The sequence below is a fragment of the Streptococcus sp. SI1 genome, assembly GCF_030439945.1.
GTDB classification, from domain to species: Bacteria; Bacillota; Bacilli; order Lactobacillales; family Streptococcaceae; genus Streptococcus; species Streptococcus intermedius.
On sequence record NZ_JAQFJE010000006.1, the window covers coordinates 43,532 to 58,929 of the forward strand.

Sequence of the window (15,398 nt, forward strand, 5' to 3'; positions counted from 1 at the left end):
AATTTATGAAAATAGCAGAGCAGGATGTTTTAAAACAGTTCGCAGCAGATAAAGATTTAATGACTATGTTGACGCTTATTCGCAGTTTGCGATTAAAAGATAGTTGGTTGGCTGCTGGTAGCGTACGAAACTTTATCTGGAATATTCTATTGGGGAAATCGGGTTTTAATGCAGAAACCGATGTGGATGTGATTTTCTTTGACCCAGATATTTCGTATGAGGAAACGATCAACATTGAAAACCGACTTAAGCGAGCTTACCCTAGTTACCATTGGGAAGTCAAAAATCAAGTCTATATGCATCTCCACAGTCCCAATACCCGCCCCTATACTAGCTCACAAGACGCCATGAGTAAATATCCAGAGCGATGTACAGCTGTGGGGTTGCGTTTGCTGGAGAATGGCCAGTTGGAACTTTTTGCTCCTTACGGTTTAGATGATATCTTCCATTTTTATGTTCAGCCCACTCCACATTTCCTAGAAGATATAAGTAGGAGACAACTTTATAATAAGAGAATACAGAAAAAAGAGTGGCAGAAGAAGTGGAGTAAGCTTCAAATCGAATTTCTTTAAATTTTTTTAGAAAAAGGTAAAATCTTTAAGAAAAATTTAAGTCAACATCGTTATACTATAGTCACAAGTTGAGAAAAGCTTAACTTGAACTCCTAAAAACTTTTCTTTTTCATAATAATCTCCCTATAAGAGCCATCTAATCGGTGGCTTTTTTTGATTGAGTAATTTTATAATATATGTTAAAGACGTTGACTTATACAAAAGTTTGATATATAATAGTAAACTGGTGATGATACTTTAATATTTTGGATGATAAATGTATAATAAAGTGCATTTTATAGAAAAGAGAGTAAAGTTAGGAGAGAAGGTTTATGGTTCATTTGACATATAAAAAGATTTCGCTGTCAATAATAGCTATTTTAAGTTTTTTCTGCTTGATTTTTTCAACGCAGAATTCTTTTGCTTTGACAAGAATTAAAGATGATACAGATTTGTCGAGAATTAACTTGTACCAATTTACTTTGACACAAGAAAATATGGAAATTCTTAATCAAGGTAGCTCAGTTGTGAAGGATATTATCCCACCTAACGGGAATCGTCCAAAACAAAGTACAGTGTTCTCTTTGAAAGTAGACAAATCTAAAGATTCACAAGATTTCTCTCGCCCACTTACTTTGAAGTTCACCAATGCTGGTACAGTCTATGGTAAGACTGTTGATGTGTATGTAACAATTAAAAATGTTAAAACTCATCTTGCAAGTAAGAACGGTGACTATTATAATCAAGCAAAAACAGTTGTCCCTTTTTTAACCGTAGATGAAAACTGGGGAACAAAGTCTATTCAAATTATGGACTATATCTACTTAGATCATGCAAATGTTACGCATGATATGTATCAAACTTATTGGTTTGATGCTGATGTAACAGCTGAACTAAAATATCAGGATGGAACACCGTGTGATTTAAAAATGGTTATGAATCCCTCTGATATTGATGTTATCAGTGGGAATTTGAAAGAATCATTCTCGTTATATAATATCAATAATACAATTGATAAGATAGTTGAAAATAACGCTAATAATCTTCTAGAAGCAACTACTGGCAATAAAACGACATGGCTACCTACAGATTCTGCTGGAACAAGTGGCGATTGGGCTGAACATAATAAAACAGGACTTGCGGTTCGTTCAGTGGATAATAAAATGTCCTTTTCTTATGGAACAACGGCTGTGTGTGGAGGACTCTTTGGATTCTATACTGAAGTACCGTCCACACCACCTACAAAAGAAGTGGACAAAGATACTATTAAGCCAATAGTTGGTCAAGAGTTGACCTATACAGCTAAATATAAGATGCCGGTTCCAGGTAAAGATGTTATTGGTGATTTGACTTCCATGAAAATGATTGATACTTTTGATGAACGATTAGACTATAAGAGCCTCACCGTTCAGCTTGAAGGAAGGACATTAACGGAGGGAACAGATTATACCGTAACAGTTGAAGGGCAAAAGGTAACAGTTACTATTGACCAAAAACATCTAGTTCGAGGTAATGGTGGTCAAAATTATACGATTACCTATAAGACGGTAACGAATAATAAAATCCTGCAAAATGGGACGGAGATTAAAAACCGTGTTACTCAGGAGATAGATAATGTTCCATCTCATTCAAATACTGTCACGACCAAAGTTCTCTATAAAAAAACGCACGAATTTATTAGTGGAACACCAGGCAAGAACTTACCAAAAGCTGTTCTAGATTTATTACCAACAGATCAATTGAATATTCCGAATGGAACAACCGTAACACCAGACCAACCTAAGAATGGGATTGTTAAGGTTAGTGTTCCAGAAGGTAACTGGATTTTTAAGGGCTATGATAAAGATTCTGAGGTTATCAATAACAAAGATGCCCACTTTATTGGGAAATGGGTTATCGAAGAATATACTAAACCAGTGAAAGATGTTCAAGATGCTTCAGGTACAACGATTAATGGTAAAGCAGTTAAATCTGGAGATGTTCTAACTTACACTATTAGCTATACTAACACAACAGACAGTGATCGCGATGTTACCATTACAGATACTATTCCAAAACTGACAACATATGTAGATAGTTCAGCAGATAATGGTGGTGTATATGCTGGTGGTAAACTCACTTGGGTCAAAAGGGTTGCTAAGAATGAAACTTTTAAAGTTACATTCAAAGTAAAAGTAAATGATAATGTGGATGGTAAGGAAATCACTAATATTGGACATGTGAGTGATGGCTTAACAAATGTAGATACCAATCCTACTAATAATCCAACGCCTAAAAAACCAGAAAAAGATGTCTTAAATGATTCCAATCTTAGTATTGATGGCAAAAAAGTTCAGTGGGGACAGACGCTTACTTACACAGTAACTTATCAAAATACGACTGGTGAAGCACGTGATGTTACCATTACAGATGCTATTCCTGAGTATACAACCTATGTTAGTGGGTCGGCAGATAACGGGGGAGTCTTCGCTAATGGTAAGCTTACTTGGACGAAGAATGTTGCCAATGGTGAAACTTTTAAGGTTACTTTTAAAGTAAAAGTAAATGATGATGCCAATGGCAAGCTGATTGAAAATACAGCTCAAGTAGTATCCGGAGACAATGAGGTTAAAACCAATACAACGAAAAACCCCACTCCAACGAGAACGAGTGTTAAAGCCACAAAAGTATGGGATGATGATAATGACAAGTACAAAAAACGCCCGCAATCTATTGTTGTTAACCTGTTAGCGGATGGTAAGGTCATTCAAACAGTGACAATTTCTGCTGATGCGAATGGGAATTGGACACATGAATTTACCAACTTACCAGAATATACTAGTGATGGCAAAAAAATAAACTATACTGTTAAAGAAAATGCAGTTAAAGGTTATGACACAACATATTCTGCCAACAATAATGGAAATATTACGATTACAAACACTGTTCAAAAAGAATATAGTTTGCCTAATACAGGAGGCAAAGGCGTAATGTTTTACATGCTTGCTGGTGGAATACTTACCGCAATTTCTATAATTTTCTTAGTCTTACGTTATAAGCACCATCTAACAAGAAAATAAGCTAATTTTAAATAAACACTATTTCCCTTTCTTTATTAAAAATCAAAATCGGTAATTTATCTTAAGGAGAATAAATATGAAAAACTTTAAATGGGCGTTAATGAGCCTTGTAGCTGTATTAATGACGGTTATCGGCAGCAAGGTGTTCGCTAATGCAGATACCTATACATTAACTTTAAACGGAACAACAACTGGTCATACTTACGAAGTTTATCAAATCTTTAGTGGGGATTTATCTAATAGTACTCTTTCAAATATAAAATGGGGAACGGGAGTCAGTGCAGAGGGGCAAGCGGCTCTTGGAGATGCTGTTGCTAAAGCTGAAAGTTTAGATGGAAAGACAAAAGATGCGGCAGAAGCGCAACAATTTGCAAAAGATGTTGCACCATATTTGCAAAATCCTTCTGCAACAGTAGCAAGTACAGCAACTACAACAACTGTTTCAGGTTTGGCTGCTGGTTACTATCTAGTTAAAGATAAGGATGGTTCACAAAATGGAACCAATGATGCTTATACTCGCTTTATTTTAGAAGTCGTTAAGAACACACAGGCTAATTTAAAATCTGATGTACCAAAAATTGAAAAGAAGGTTCAATCAGGGACTGATTATCAGGATGCGGCTAGCTATGCAATTGGCGATTCAGTACCATACCAATTAACTGCAACGTTGCCAAGCAATTATGAATCATATAAGGAATATTATCTTTCATTTAACGATTCATTATCATCTGGCTTGACTTATAATAATGACGCAAAAATTTATGTTGTTAATGGTTCTACTGAACAAGAAATAACTAGTAAATTCACGATTGCTACAAATGGGTCAAGTTATGCGGTAAATAATTTGAAAACCGTAACAACAGATGATAGTGGTCAAGCTGTAAACATTACAAAAGATTCGAAAGTTATTGTACGCTATACTGCAAAACTAAATGAAAACGCAGTGATTGGATCAGAAGGGAACTCAAATACTGCTAGTCTAACCTACTCAAATGATCCAAATAGTACGGGTGGTGGAAGTAAGGGTGAAACACCAAAGGATAAAGTTGTTGTTTTCACTTATCAAGTTATCGTAAATAAATTAGATCAAGATTCAAAAACACCTCTTAAAGGAGCAGGCTTCACACTGTATAAGAAAGATTCGACTGGGACCTACAATAAGGTGAAAGAAATAGCAGCTGGTGAAACTACGACTTTTACCTTTAAAGGACTGAATGCTGGGGATTATAAACTTTCTGAAACTACCACGCCTGCTGGCTATAATACAATTGCTGATGTAGAATTTACAATTACTGCTGATGTTGACAAGACATCTGATAATCCAACTTTAAAGACATTAACGGCTACATCAACTTCTACAAATAAATTGACTTTTACTGCCAACACTACTGCTGGTTCATTAACGACCAATGTTGTCAATAAGAAAGGCTCAATTCTTCCTTCAACGGGTAGCATCGGAACGACAGTTCTTTATCTAATCGGTTCATTCTTAGTGATTGGAGCAGGAACTTTACTTGTTATCAGAAAACGTACGAATGCACAATAATGTAAACTATATATTGTGAAAAGGAGATGGAATTGAATATCTATCTCCTTTATTTACTTAAGGGGGTGAACTCATTTAACATGCTTTCTTTTATAAAGAAACATTTCATTACATGTTTGTTGATAGGTCTTTTGTTAAGTGGGTTATCATTACTGTTGTATCCTACATTTAGTAATATTTGGAATTCTTATCATCAATCTAAGGCGATTGCAGCTTATAAACATGATGTGAATGATATGAGTCGGCAAAGGGGAAAGAGATTGCTAGTAGCTGCAGAGGCTTATAATCAACTACTTCCCGTAGGTATTAATCCTCATCTTAATCTTACTAACGCTGCAAAAGATCGTTATAACAAGATTTTAGATATCACTGGAACAGGTATCATGGCTTATGTTGAGATTCCTAAGCTAAAGACTAAGCTTCCTATTTATCATGGAACAGATGAGGCTGTGTTGGAAATAGCAATCGGGCATATTCCAGGGACGTCATTTCCCATTGGAGGGAAAGGGACTCATGCAGTTATTTCAGGTCATCGCGGTCTGCCTTCAGCAAAGTTATTTTCAAATTTAAATCAATTAAAAAACGGTGATACATTTATGATTCACGTTTTAGGAAGAACGCTGATTTATGAAGTAGATCAGAGTTTGACTGTGAAACCAGAAGATTTGTCTGCTTTAAAAATTGACCCTGTACAAGATTATTGTACTCTTGTGACCTGTACACCTTATGGTGTGAATACACATCGTTTGTTAGTTAGGGGACATCGAATATTTAAAGAGAAAGAAAATTCAGAGGCAATCAATAAGTCGACTAGGCAGCATCCTGTGTTACATCTTATTCTGATTACGGGAGGAACGATTCTTTTTATCATTTTTGCACTTGTCTATTTTCGATATAGAAGGCGGCAGCTCAAAATGAAAGTTTATTAAAATATTAAAGGCTGAGAAGAGTGTACTGACCTCCAAAAGTTAGATTTTTTATGTCTAACTTTTGGGGATCAGTACAAAAGAGTTCAGTCTTTTTATTTGTGTGAGATAATCTTTGTTATGATAGTTGTGTTAGCTTTGTGGCTTAGAAGTAAGAGATTGTAAGAGTCTATTTTGAATTTTTTTATTTACTAGAGAGGATTAAAAGTGATATTTCTTTAGATTTTGTTATAATAGTAAAGAGGTCTATGTTATGAAGAAAATTGTGTTTGTTTGCTTGGGAAATATTTGTCGTAGTCCAATGGCAGAATTTGTGATGAAGAATTTGACAGATGAATTTTATGTGGAAAGTCGAGCGACTTCGGATTGGGAACATGGGAATCCAATCTATTCTGGAACACAAGGGATTTTTAGAAAATATGCCATTCCTTATGACAAAACTAAAACTTCTCAGCAAGTTTCTCGGCAGGATTTTGTAGACTTTGATTATATTGTTGGAATGGATGAATCTAATTTTCAAGAGTTGATGAAAATTGCGCCAGATGAATATCTGGAGAAGGTTTTTCAATTTGCAGAAAAAAGTGTACCAGATCCGTGGTACACAGGTGATTTTGAAGAGACTTATCAGCTTGTTTTGGCAGGCTGTCAGAAATGGATTGAGCGTGTAAAAAGCGAAGATTAATGGAGAGCATGGATACATTAAAAGAGTTTTACAAAAAATATAACATGTATATTACAAGACACAATTTGGAGCTATTAGCAGTAACTGTTATTGTTCTATCAGCATTGCTGACTTTTACATCAGGTATTCCTAGCCAAGGGGCATTGACTTTAGATAAGGGAACAATTAAATATAATGGTAGTCTGGTTCGTGGTAGAATGAGCGGACAGGGAACGTTGACTTTTAAAAATGGTGATGTCTATAAAGGTCATTTTAGAAATGGAACTTTTGATGGACAAGGAACATTTACTGCTAAGACTGGCTGGAAGTATGAGGGTGATTTTGTTAACGGTCAGCCTGAAGGACAAGGTAAATTAACAACAGAAAATAATGTTGTTTACAAGGGAAAGTTTAAACAGGGGATTTATCAAAATGCGCATTAAATGGTTTTCATTAGTGAGGATAACAGGCTTACTCCTAGTTTTACTCTATCATTTCTTTCAGAAGGCTTTTCCTGGTGGATTTATCGGTGTGGATATATTCTTTACGTTCTCAGGTTTTTTGATTACATCACTCCTGATTGATGAATTTGTTAGAAGTAAGGCAATTGATCTCAGAGGCTTTCTGAAACGTCGCTTTTATCGGATTGTGCCACCGCTTGTGTTGATGGTTTTGATTGTCATGCCTTTTACAGTGTTGATTCGGAAAGATTTTGTAGCTGGTATTGGCACACAGATTGCTGCAGCTCTAGGGTTTGTGACAAACTTTTTTGAAATTTTATCTGGCGGAAATTATGAAAGTCAGTTTATCCCGCATCTTTTTGTACATACATGGAGTTTGGCCTTGGAAATGCACTACTATCTATTGTGGGGTGTGGCTACTTGGTTTTTAGCGAAAAAAAGTAAATCGGTTGGACAATTTCGCGGAATGATTTTTCTTTTATCATCTGCCTTATTCTTCATTAGTTTTCTTTCGATGTTTATAAGAGCATTTTTCTCTTCAAACTTCTCTGTGATCTACTTTTCAAGCTTTACTCATATTTTTCCGTTCTTTGCTGGCAGTGTTCTCGCTACAGTTTCAGGCATAAGTGACTTAGGGGCACCTTTCCGAAAAATGGAACAGGCGCTTGATTTGAAAAAAACCTTCTATCTACTTGGTGTTAGTTTTGGAGCTTTGCTGTTACTGACATTTCTTCTGAAATTTGACAATTTATTAACCTATCTATTTGGTTTCCTTTTTTCCACAGTCTTTTCATTAGTGATGATTCTAGCAACGCGTGTGCTACACGAAAAAACGCCACATCTTGATGAGCCGCCTGTTATCACATTTATTGCAGATACGAGCTATGGTGTATATTTGTTCCATTGGCCATTCTATATCATTTTTTCTCAATTATTGAACAATGGTTTGGCAGTGCTTTTGACCACCATTCTCTCCTTTGCTTTTGCTGCGGGCTCCTTCTACCTTTTGGAGCCGACTTTAGCTGGTAAACCACCTAAAGTATTTGGCTTGAAAATGGATATCAAGCAAATCACAATGCCCGCATTTTATAGTTTAATTCCCTTAACGTTAGTTGCTTTGGTCATCATCATAACGGCTCCTAAAATTGGTGCTTTTGAAGAAAATCTCTTGACAAATAGCTTAGTTCAAGCTGATAATAAAATGCAAATTACTCGTACACAAGTTGATAATGCGACTGCGAGTCAATACAATGTAGCAAAAGGTACGACAGTCATCGGAGATTCTGTCGCCTTGAGGGCAAGTGCATGGCTTAAACAAGCTATGCCAGAAATTCAAGTGGATGCTGCTGTTAGCCGTAATTTGTCGTCTGGTTTGGAAGTTTATCAAACAGCTATTTCAAATAAAATTTTACTAGAGAATGTGGTAGTTGCCCTTGGTACAAATACTGTAGAAAACTATGAAGCATTGCTCAATCAAATAGTGGCAAAGCTACCGAAAGGTCATCGTTTGATTTTAGTTACGCCTTATGATGGACGCACTGCACATAATGGGGCTAGTATTGCTGTAAAAACGCGGCAGTATGAATTAGAATTGGCTAAAAAGTATGATTATGTTTTTGTAGCGGATTGGTATAAGACGGCAATTCAGCATCCCGAAATTTGGTATGGTACAGATTATGTACACTTTGGTGCAGAGTCCACGACTATCACCAAAGGTGGGGAACTATATGCTCAAACAATCAAACAAACGATTGATGAGGCAACGAAAAAAGGAAGTGTAAAGAAGTAGCTTTATATTTTGAATAACAGTCGAAACTCTGTGAATGGATTTAGTGTTCATAGAGTTTTTTCATATTAAATACTATTTGGTGATTTTACAGCAAAAATGAAGGCCTACATCAAGAAAGCGCTTTCTTTGTAATTGCTATATTTCAACAAATTTCAGAGAAAGTATGTGAAATAAATATTTTATATTTATTGTTTCACAATATAGATTGTAAAAATGTGATTAGAACGGCGTTTTTAAAAGGTATTCACAAAATAAAATAAAAAGATTGTGAATTTTAAGTGAAAGTGTTTACAATATCAGGAAAATAGGGTATAATAATCTTGTGAAAAAATTAACAAGGGTTTTAAAATCCTAAGAACCATTGGAGGAAGATATGGCTGATAAAAAAACTGTAGCAAAAGAAGACAAAGTCTTAGCTGCTCAAAAACACGTGGATGAACTTGTTCAAAAGGGTCTTGTTGCGCTTGAGGAAATGCGTAAATTAGATCAAGAACAAGTTGATTATATCGTTGCGAAAGCTTCTGTTGCTGCGCTTGATGCACATGGTCAACTGGCTTTACATGCTCTAGAAGAAACTGGGCGTGGTGTTTTTGAAGATAAAGCAACCAAAAATCTTTTTGCTTGTGAACATGTGGTAAACAATATGCGCCATACCAAAACTGTTGGAATCATTGATGAAGATGACGTGACTGGTTTGACACTTATTGCAGAACCAGTCGGCGTTGTCTGTGGGATCACACCGACAACAAACCCAACTTCAACAGCAATTTTCAAATCATTAATTTCTTTGAAAACGCGTAATCCTATTATCTTTGCTTTCCACCCATCAGCTCAAGAATCATCTGCTCATGCGGCACAAATCGTGCGTGATGCAGCGATTGCAGCAGGTGCGCCCGAAAATTGTGTACAGTGGATTACTCAACCATCAATGGAAGCTACTTCAGCACTGATGAACCACGAAGGGATTGCAACAATCCTTGCAACTGGTGGAAATGCGATGGTGAAAGCTGCTTACTCATGTGGGAAACCGGCTCTTGGAGTTGGTGCTGGAAATGTACCAGCTTATGTCGAAAAATCAGCTAATATCCGCCAAGCAGCTCATGATATTGTGATGTCTAAATCATTTGATAACGGAATGGTCTGTGCTTCTGAGCAAGCTGTTATCATTGATAAAGAAGTCTACAATGAGTTTCTTGAAGAGTTTAAATCTTATCACACTTACTTTGTCAATAAGAAAGAAAAAGCTCTTTTAGAAGAGTTCTGCTTTGGTGTGAAAGCCAACAGCAAAAATTGCGCAGGTGCTAAATTAAATCCAGATATTGTTGGTAAATCAGCTGTTTGGATTGCGGAACAAGCAGGTTTCTCTGTACCAGAAGATACAAATATTTTGGCTGCAGAATGTAAGGAAGTTGGCGAAAAAGAACCGTTGACACGTGAAAAATTATCACCAGTCATCGCTGTTTTGAAATCAGAATCTCGTGAAGACGGCATTAACAAGGCTCGTCAAATGGTTGAATTCCATGGACTTGGTCACTCAGCTGCTATTCATACAGCAGATGAAGAATTGACAAAAGAATTTGGTAAAGCTGTAAAAGCGATTCGTGTGATTTGCAATTCACCTTCTACTTTCGGTGGTATCGGGGACGTTTACAATGCATTTTTACCTTCATTAACATTAGGATGTGGCTCTTATGGACGCAACTCTGTTGGTGATAATGTCAGTGCTGTAAATCTCTTGAATATCAAAAAAGTAGGAAGACGTAATAATAATATGCAATGGTTTAAAGTTCCTTCAAAAACATACTTCGAACGCAATTCAATTCAATATCTACAAAAATGCCGTGATGTAGAGCGTGTCATGATTGTCACAGACCACTCAATGGTTGAATTAGGATTCCTTGACCGCATTATTGAGCAGTTAGAACTTCGTCGCAATAAAGTAACCTATCAAATCTTTGCAGAGGTTGAACCAGATCCAGATATTTCGACCGTAATGAAGGGAACAGATTTGATGCGTACCTTCAAACCGGATACAATTATTGCTTTGGGTGGTGGTTCACCAATGGATGCGGCAAAAGTTATGTGGCTTTTCTATGAACAACCAGAAGTAGATTTCCATGACCTTGTTCAAAAATTCATGGATATTCGTAAACGTGCCTTCAAGTTCCCTCAGCTTGGCAGAAAAACGAAATTTATCGGTATTCCGACAACTTCAGGTACAGGTTCAGAAGTTACTCCATTTGCTGTTATCTCTGATAAAGCTAATAACCGTAAATACCCAATTGCAGACTATTCATTGACGCCGACAGTTGCCATTGTTGATCCTGCGCTGGTATTGACTGTTCCAGGATTTATCGCAGCTGATACTGGTATGGACGTATTGACACATGCGACAGAAGCCTATGTTTCTCAAATGGCAAATGACTTTACAGACGGTTTGGCATTGCAAGCGATTAAATTAGTTTTTGAACATCTTGAAAATTCTGTGAAGAATGCTGATTTCCACTCTCGTGAAAAGATGCACAATGCTTCGACTATGGCGGGTATGGCGTTTGCCAATGCTTTCCTTGGAATTTCTCACTCAATGGCTCACAAGATTGGTGCACAATTCCATACAATTCATGGTCGGACAAATGCCATCCTGTTGCCGTATGTTATTCGCTATAATGGTACTCGCCCTGCTAAAGCAGCTACATGGCCTAAGTACAACTACTACCGTGCTGATGAAAAATACCAAGATATTGCTAAATTGCTCGGTCTTCCAGCTTCTACTCCAGAAGAAGCCGTTGAATCATATGCCAAAGCGGTTTACGAACTTGGTGAGCGTGTAGGAATTAAAATGAACTTCCGTGATCAAGGAATCGATGAGAAAGAATGGAAAGAACATTCTCGTGAGTTAGCATTCTTAGCTTATGAAGATCAGTGTTCACCAGCGAATCCTCGTCTTCCAATGGTTGATCATATGCAAGAAATTATTGAAGATGCATATTATGGATACAAAGAACGTCCAGGACGTCGGAAATAAGTTCTTTATCAGTCATGCCTCCCTACAAAAAAGTAGGGAGGTTTTTCAATTGTTGAAGAGTATTTCTTCTGCTTATCGTAGAACAGTACCCCAAATGTTAGATTCTATGTCTAACATTTGGGGTGTTTTTGTTGAAACTACTTTCAGAATTTAAGAAAAAGTAACCGTTTACAGAAATTAAAACCTAAAAATCGGATTTCGTTGAAAGCACTTTAAAAAACAGCTATAATAGCATTGTGAGATTGAAAGCGCTTTAAAAATCAATCTACAATAGTAAAGGAGAAGGCTGTCTATGGCAAAAATGACAAAAGACGAGCTGATTGCCAAAATAAAAGATGGCATTATTGTTTCCTGTCAAGCTCTGCCACATGAACCGCTTTATACTGATGCAGGTGGGGTTATTCCTCTTTTAGTGAAAGCGGCTGAACAAGGAGGTGCTGTTGGTATTCGAGCGAATAGCGTGCGGGATATTAAGGAAATTAAAGAGGTCACTTCGCTACCCATTATTGGTATTATCAAGCGAGATTATCCACCTCAAGAGCCATTTATTACCGCAACGATGCGAGAAATTGATGAACTGGCAGCTCTTGATATTGAAGTGATTGCTTTTGATTGTACAAAGCGGGAGCGTTTTGATGGTTTAAAGATTGTGGATTTCATCAAGCAAGTGAAGGAGAAATATCCTCATCAATTGTTCATGGCAGATGTGAGTACCTTTGAAGAGGGAACTGCTGCGGTAGAAGCGGGTGTGGACTTTGTAGGGACAACTTTGTCGGGTTACACTTCTTATAGTTTGCAATGTGAGGGGCCGGATTTTGATTTGATAAAAAACTTATGTGATGCAGGTTTGGATGTTATCGCGGAAGGGAAAATTCATTATCCAAGTGAAGCCAAAACGATTCATGACTTAGGTGTTAGAGGAATTGTAGTAGGTGGTGCCATTACGCGTCCAAAAGAAATTACAGAGCGTTTTGTTGCAGCAGTAAGTGAAAAGTAGGAACAATTTTATCCTAAAAAGGATGACAATAAAAGGAGAAACAATATGAGGATGAAGAAAATACTTTGTTCGTTAGTTGCAGGAGCTGCAATTTTATCTTTGGCAGCATGTGGAAATTCAGGTGGTTCAAAGAAGTCAGCTGACTCAGGCAGTTCTTCTGGTAAAACGGAGATTACATGGTGGGCATTTCCAGTTTTCACGCAAGCAAAAGCAAGCGATGGTGTTGGCACTTATGAAAAAGAGATTATTAAGGCATTTGAAAAAGCTAATCCAGATATTAAGGTGAAATTGGAAACGATTGACTTTAAATCGGGGCCAGAAAAAATTACAACTGCGATTGAAGCAGGAACAGCACCAGATGTCCTCTTTGATGCACCTGGACGGATCATTCAATATGGTAAAAATGGGAAATTGGCGGATTTGAACGATCTCTTTACAAATGATTTTGTCAAAGATGTCAATAACAATCAAATCATTCAGGCTAGCAAAGCTGGTGACAAAGCTTATATGTATCCAATTAGCTCTGCACCATTTTACATGGCATTGAACAAGAAAATGCTGAAAGAAGCTGGTGTGTTAGACCTTGTTAAAGAGGGCTGGACAACTGCTGATTTTGAAAAAGTATTAAAAGCATTGAAAGCTAAAGGGTATACTCCTGGCTCGCTCTTCAGTAATGGTCAAGGTGGTGACCAAGGAACACGTGCTTTCATTGCTAATTTGTATAGTGGTTCTGTTACAGATGATAAAGTGACAAAATATACAACAGACAGTCCAAACTTTGTCAAAGGGCTAAATAAAGCAGTTAGTTGGATTAAAGATGGTTTGATGACAAACGGCTCTCAATTCGATGGTGGAGCAGATATTCAAAACTTTGCAAATGGCCAAACTTCTTATACTGTTCTTTGGGCACCTGCGCAAAAAGGCATCCAAGCTAAACTCTTGAAAGCCAGTGGCGTCGAAGTTGTGGAAGTGCCATTCCCATCAGATAACGGAAAACCAGCTTTGGAATACCTTGTAAATGGTTTTGGTATCTTTAACAATAAAGATAAAAAGAAAGTAGAAGCTGCTAAAAAGTTTGTCAAATTTATTGCGGATGATAAAAAGTGGGGGCCAAAAAATGTTGTTCGTACAGGTGCCTTCCCAGTCCGTTCCTCATTTGGAAAATTATATAATGACAAACGGATGGAAAAAATCAGCACTTGGACAAAATATTATTCACCATATTACAACACGATTGATGGATTTGCAGAAATGAGAACACTCTGGTTCCCAATGTTGCAATCTGTTTCAAATGGCGATGAAAAAGTTGAATCTGCTTTGAAGACCTTTACAGAAAAAGCAAATAAAACCATTAAAAAAAGTAAAAAATAATAATGTAACGATTTCCCTTTTTCTGTTGTTGGTTTCATAAAATAGGAAAAGGGAATTTTTTATCAAAAAGAGGAGGTCAGTATCTCCTCTAGCTAAATGAGGTGTTGAATGTGAAAGTGAATAAAATAAGAATGAGAGAAACGGTGATTTCCTATGCTTTTTTGGCACCAGTTCTATTATTCTTTATTGTCTTTGTATTGGCACCGATGGTGATGGGATTTGTAACGAGTTTCTTTAATTATTCTATGACTTCCTTTTCATTCGTTGGATTGGACAATTACTCACGAATGTTTAAAGATCCAGTCTTTATTAAATCTCTCATTAATACGGTGATTATTGTTATTGGTTCGGTACCAATTGTTGTTCTGTTCTCTTTGTTTGTGGCTTCTCAAACCTATAGTCAGAATGCGATTGCACGGTCATTTTATCGGTTCGTCTTCTTCTTGCCGGTGGTAACAGGGAGTGTAGCTGTAACGGTTGTATGGAAATGGATTTACGACCCGCTGTCAGGGATTTTGAATTTCGTACTGAAGTCGGGACATGTTATCAACCAGAATATTTCTTGGCTAGGAGATAAGCATTGGGCATTGATGGCGATTATTGTGATTTTGTTGACAACTTCTGTCGGACAGCCTATTATTCTCTATATTGCTGCTATGGGAAACATTGACAATTCATTGGTGGAAGCTGCGCGTGTTGACGGAGCGACAGAGCTGCAAGTTTTTTGGAAGATTAAATGGCCAAGTCTCTTGCCAACAACTCTGTATATTGCGATCATTACAACAATCAATTCCTTCCAATGTTTTGCCTTGATTCAGCTGTTGACATCCGGAGGTCCAAACTATTCAACCAGTACATTGATGTATTACCTGTATGAAAAAGCCTTCAAGTTATCTGAATATGGTTATGCTAATACCATGGGAGTATTTTTAGCTGTCATGATTGCTTTGATTAGCTTTGCCCAATTCAAGATTCTTGGAAATGATGTCGAATATTAACGAAAGGAGAGACA

General features: G+C 37.0%; 11 protein-coding genes. All 11 read left to right on the forward strand.

Annotation, left to right across the window (positions count from 1 at the left end):
* Window positions 1-5: 5 nt before the first annotated feature.
* Window positions 6-572, forward strand: coding sequence for a nucleotidyltransferase family protein (locus PCY10_RS07890; RefSeq protein WP_021002296.1), 567 nt, complete (start codon window positions 6-8; stop codon window positions 570-572).
* A 311-nt stretch (window positions 573-883) separates the two neighbouring features.
* Entirely contained in the window at window positions 884-3,610 is a 2,727-nt protein-coding gene (locus tag PCY10_RS07895; RefSeq protein WP_021002297.1) for an Sgo0707 family adhesin, read from the forward strand.
* 76 nt (window positions 3,611-3,686) lie between these two features.
* Window positions 3,687-5,156 (forward strand): isopeptide-forming domain-containing fimbrial protein, encoded by a 1,470-nt coding sequence (locus PCY10_RS07900; protein ID WP_021002298.1) that lies wholly within the window; start codon window positions 3,687-3,689, stop codon window positions 5,154-5,156.
* 80 nt (window positions 5,157-5,236) lie between these two features.
* Entirely contained in the window at window positions 5,237-6,085 is an 849-nt protein-coding gene (locus PCY10_RS07905) for a class C sortase (protein WP_021002299.1), read from the forward strand.
* Between the two features lie 250 nt (window positions 6,086-6,335).
* Complete coding sequence (locus PCY10_RS07910; protein WP_021002300.1) at window positions 6,336-6,764, forward strand: low molecular weight protein-tyrosine-phosphatase; 429 nt, start codon at window positions 6,336-6,338, stop codon at window positions 6,762-6,764.
* Between the two features lie 8 nt (window positions 6,765-6,772).
* Entirely contained in the window at window positions 6,773-7,186 is a 414-nt protein-coding gene (locus PCY10_RS07915; protein WP_021002301.1) for an MORN repeat-containing protein, read from the forward strand.
* Window positions 7,176-8,993: an acyltransferase family protein gene (locus PCY10_RS07920; RefSeq protein ID WP_301558974.1), complete on the forward strand. Its 1,818-nt coding sequence runs from the start codon at window positions 7,176-7,178 to the stop codon at window positions 8,991-8,993. Before PCY10_RS07915 ends, PCY10_RS07920 begins: the two co-directional genes overlap by 11 nt.
* Window positions 8,994-9,366: 373 nt before the next feature.
* Window positions 9,367-12,018, forward strand: coding sequence for a bifunctional acetaldehyde-CoA/alcohol dehydrogenase (gene adhE, locus PCY10_RS07925; protein ID WP_021002303.1), 2,652 nt, complete (start codon window positions 9,367-9,369; stop codon window positions 12,016-12,018).
* Between the two features lie 292 nt (window positions 12,019-12,310).
* Entirely contained in the window at window positions 12,311-13,015 is a 705-nt protein-coding gene (locus tag PCY10_RS07930; RefSeq protein ID WP_009567792.1) for an N-acetylmannosamine-6-phosphate 2-epimerase, read from the forward strand.
* Between the two features lie 45 nt (window positions 13,016-13,060).
* Complete coding sequence (locus PCY10_RS07935; protein WP_003074942.1) at window positions 13,061-14,386, forward strand: ABC transporter substrate-binding protein; 1,326 nt, start codon at window positions 13,061-13,063, stop codon at window positions 14,384-14,386.
* A gap of 110 nt (window positions 14,387-14,496) precedes the next feature.
* Window positions 14,497-15,384, forward strand: a complete 888-nt coding sequence (locus PCY10_RS07940; protein WP_003074939.1) for a carbohydrate ABC transporter permease — start codon at window positions 14,497-14,499, stop codon at window positions 15,382-15,384.
* The last annotated feature ends 14 nt before the right edge of the window (window positions 15,385-15,398 follow it).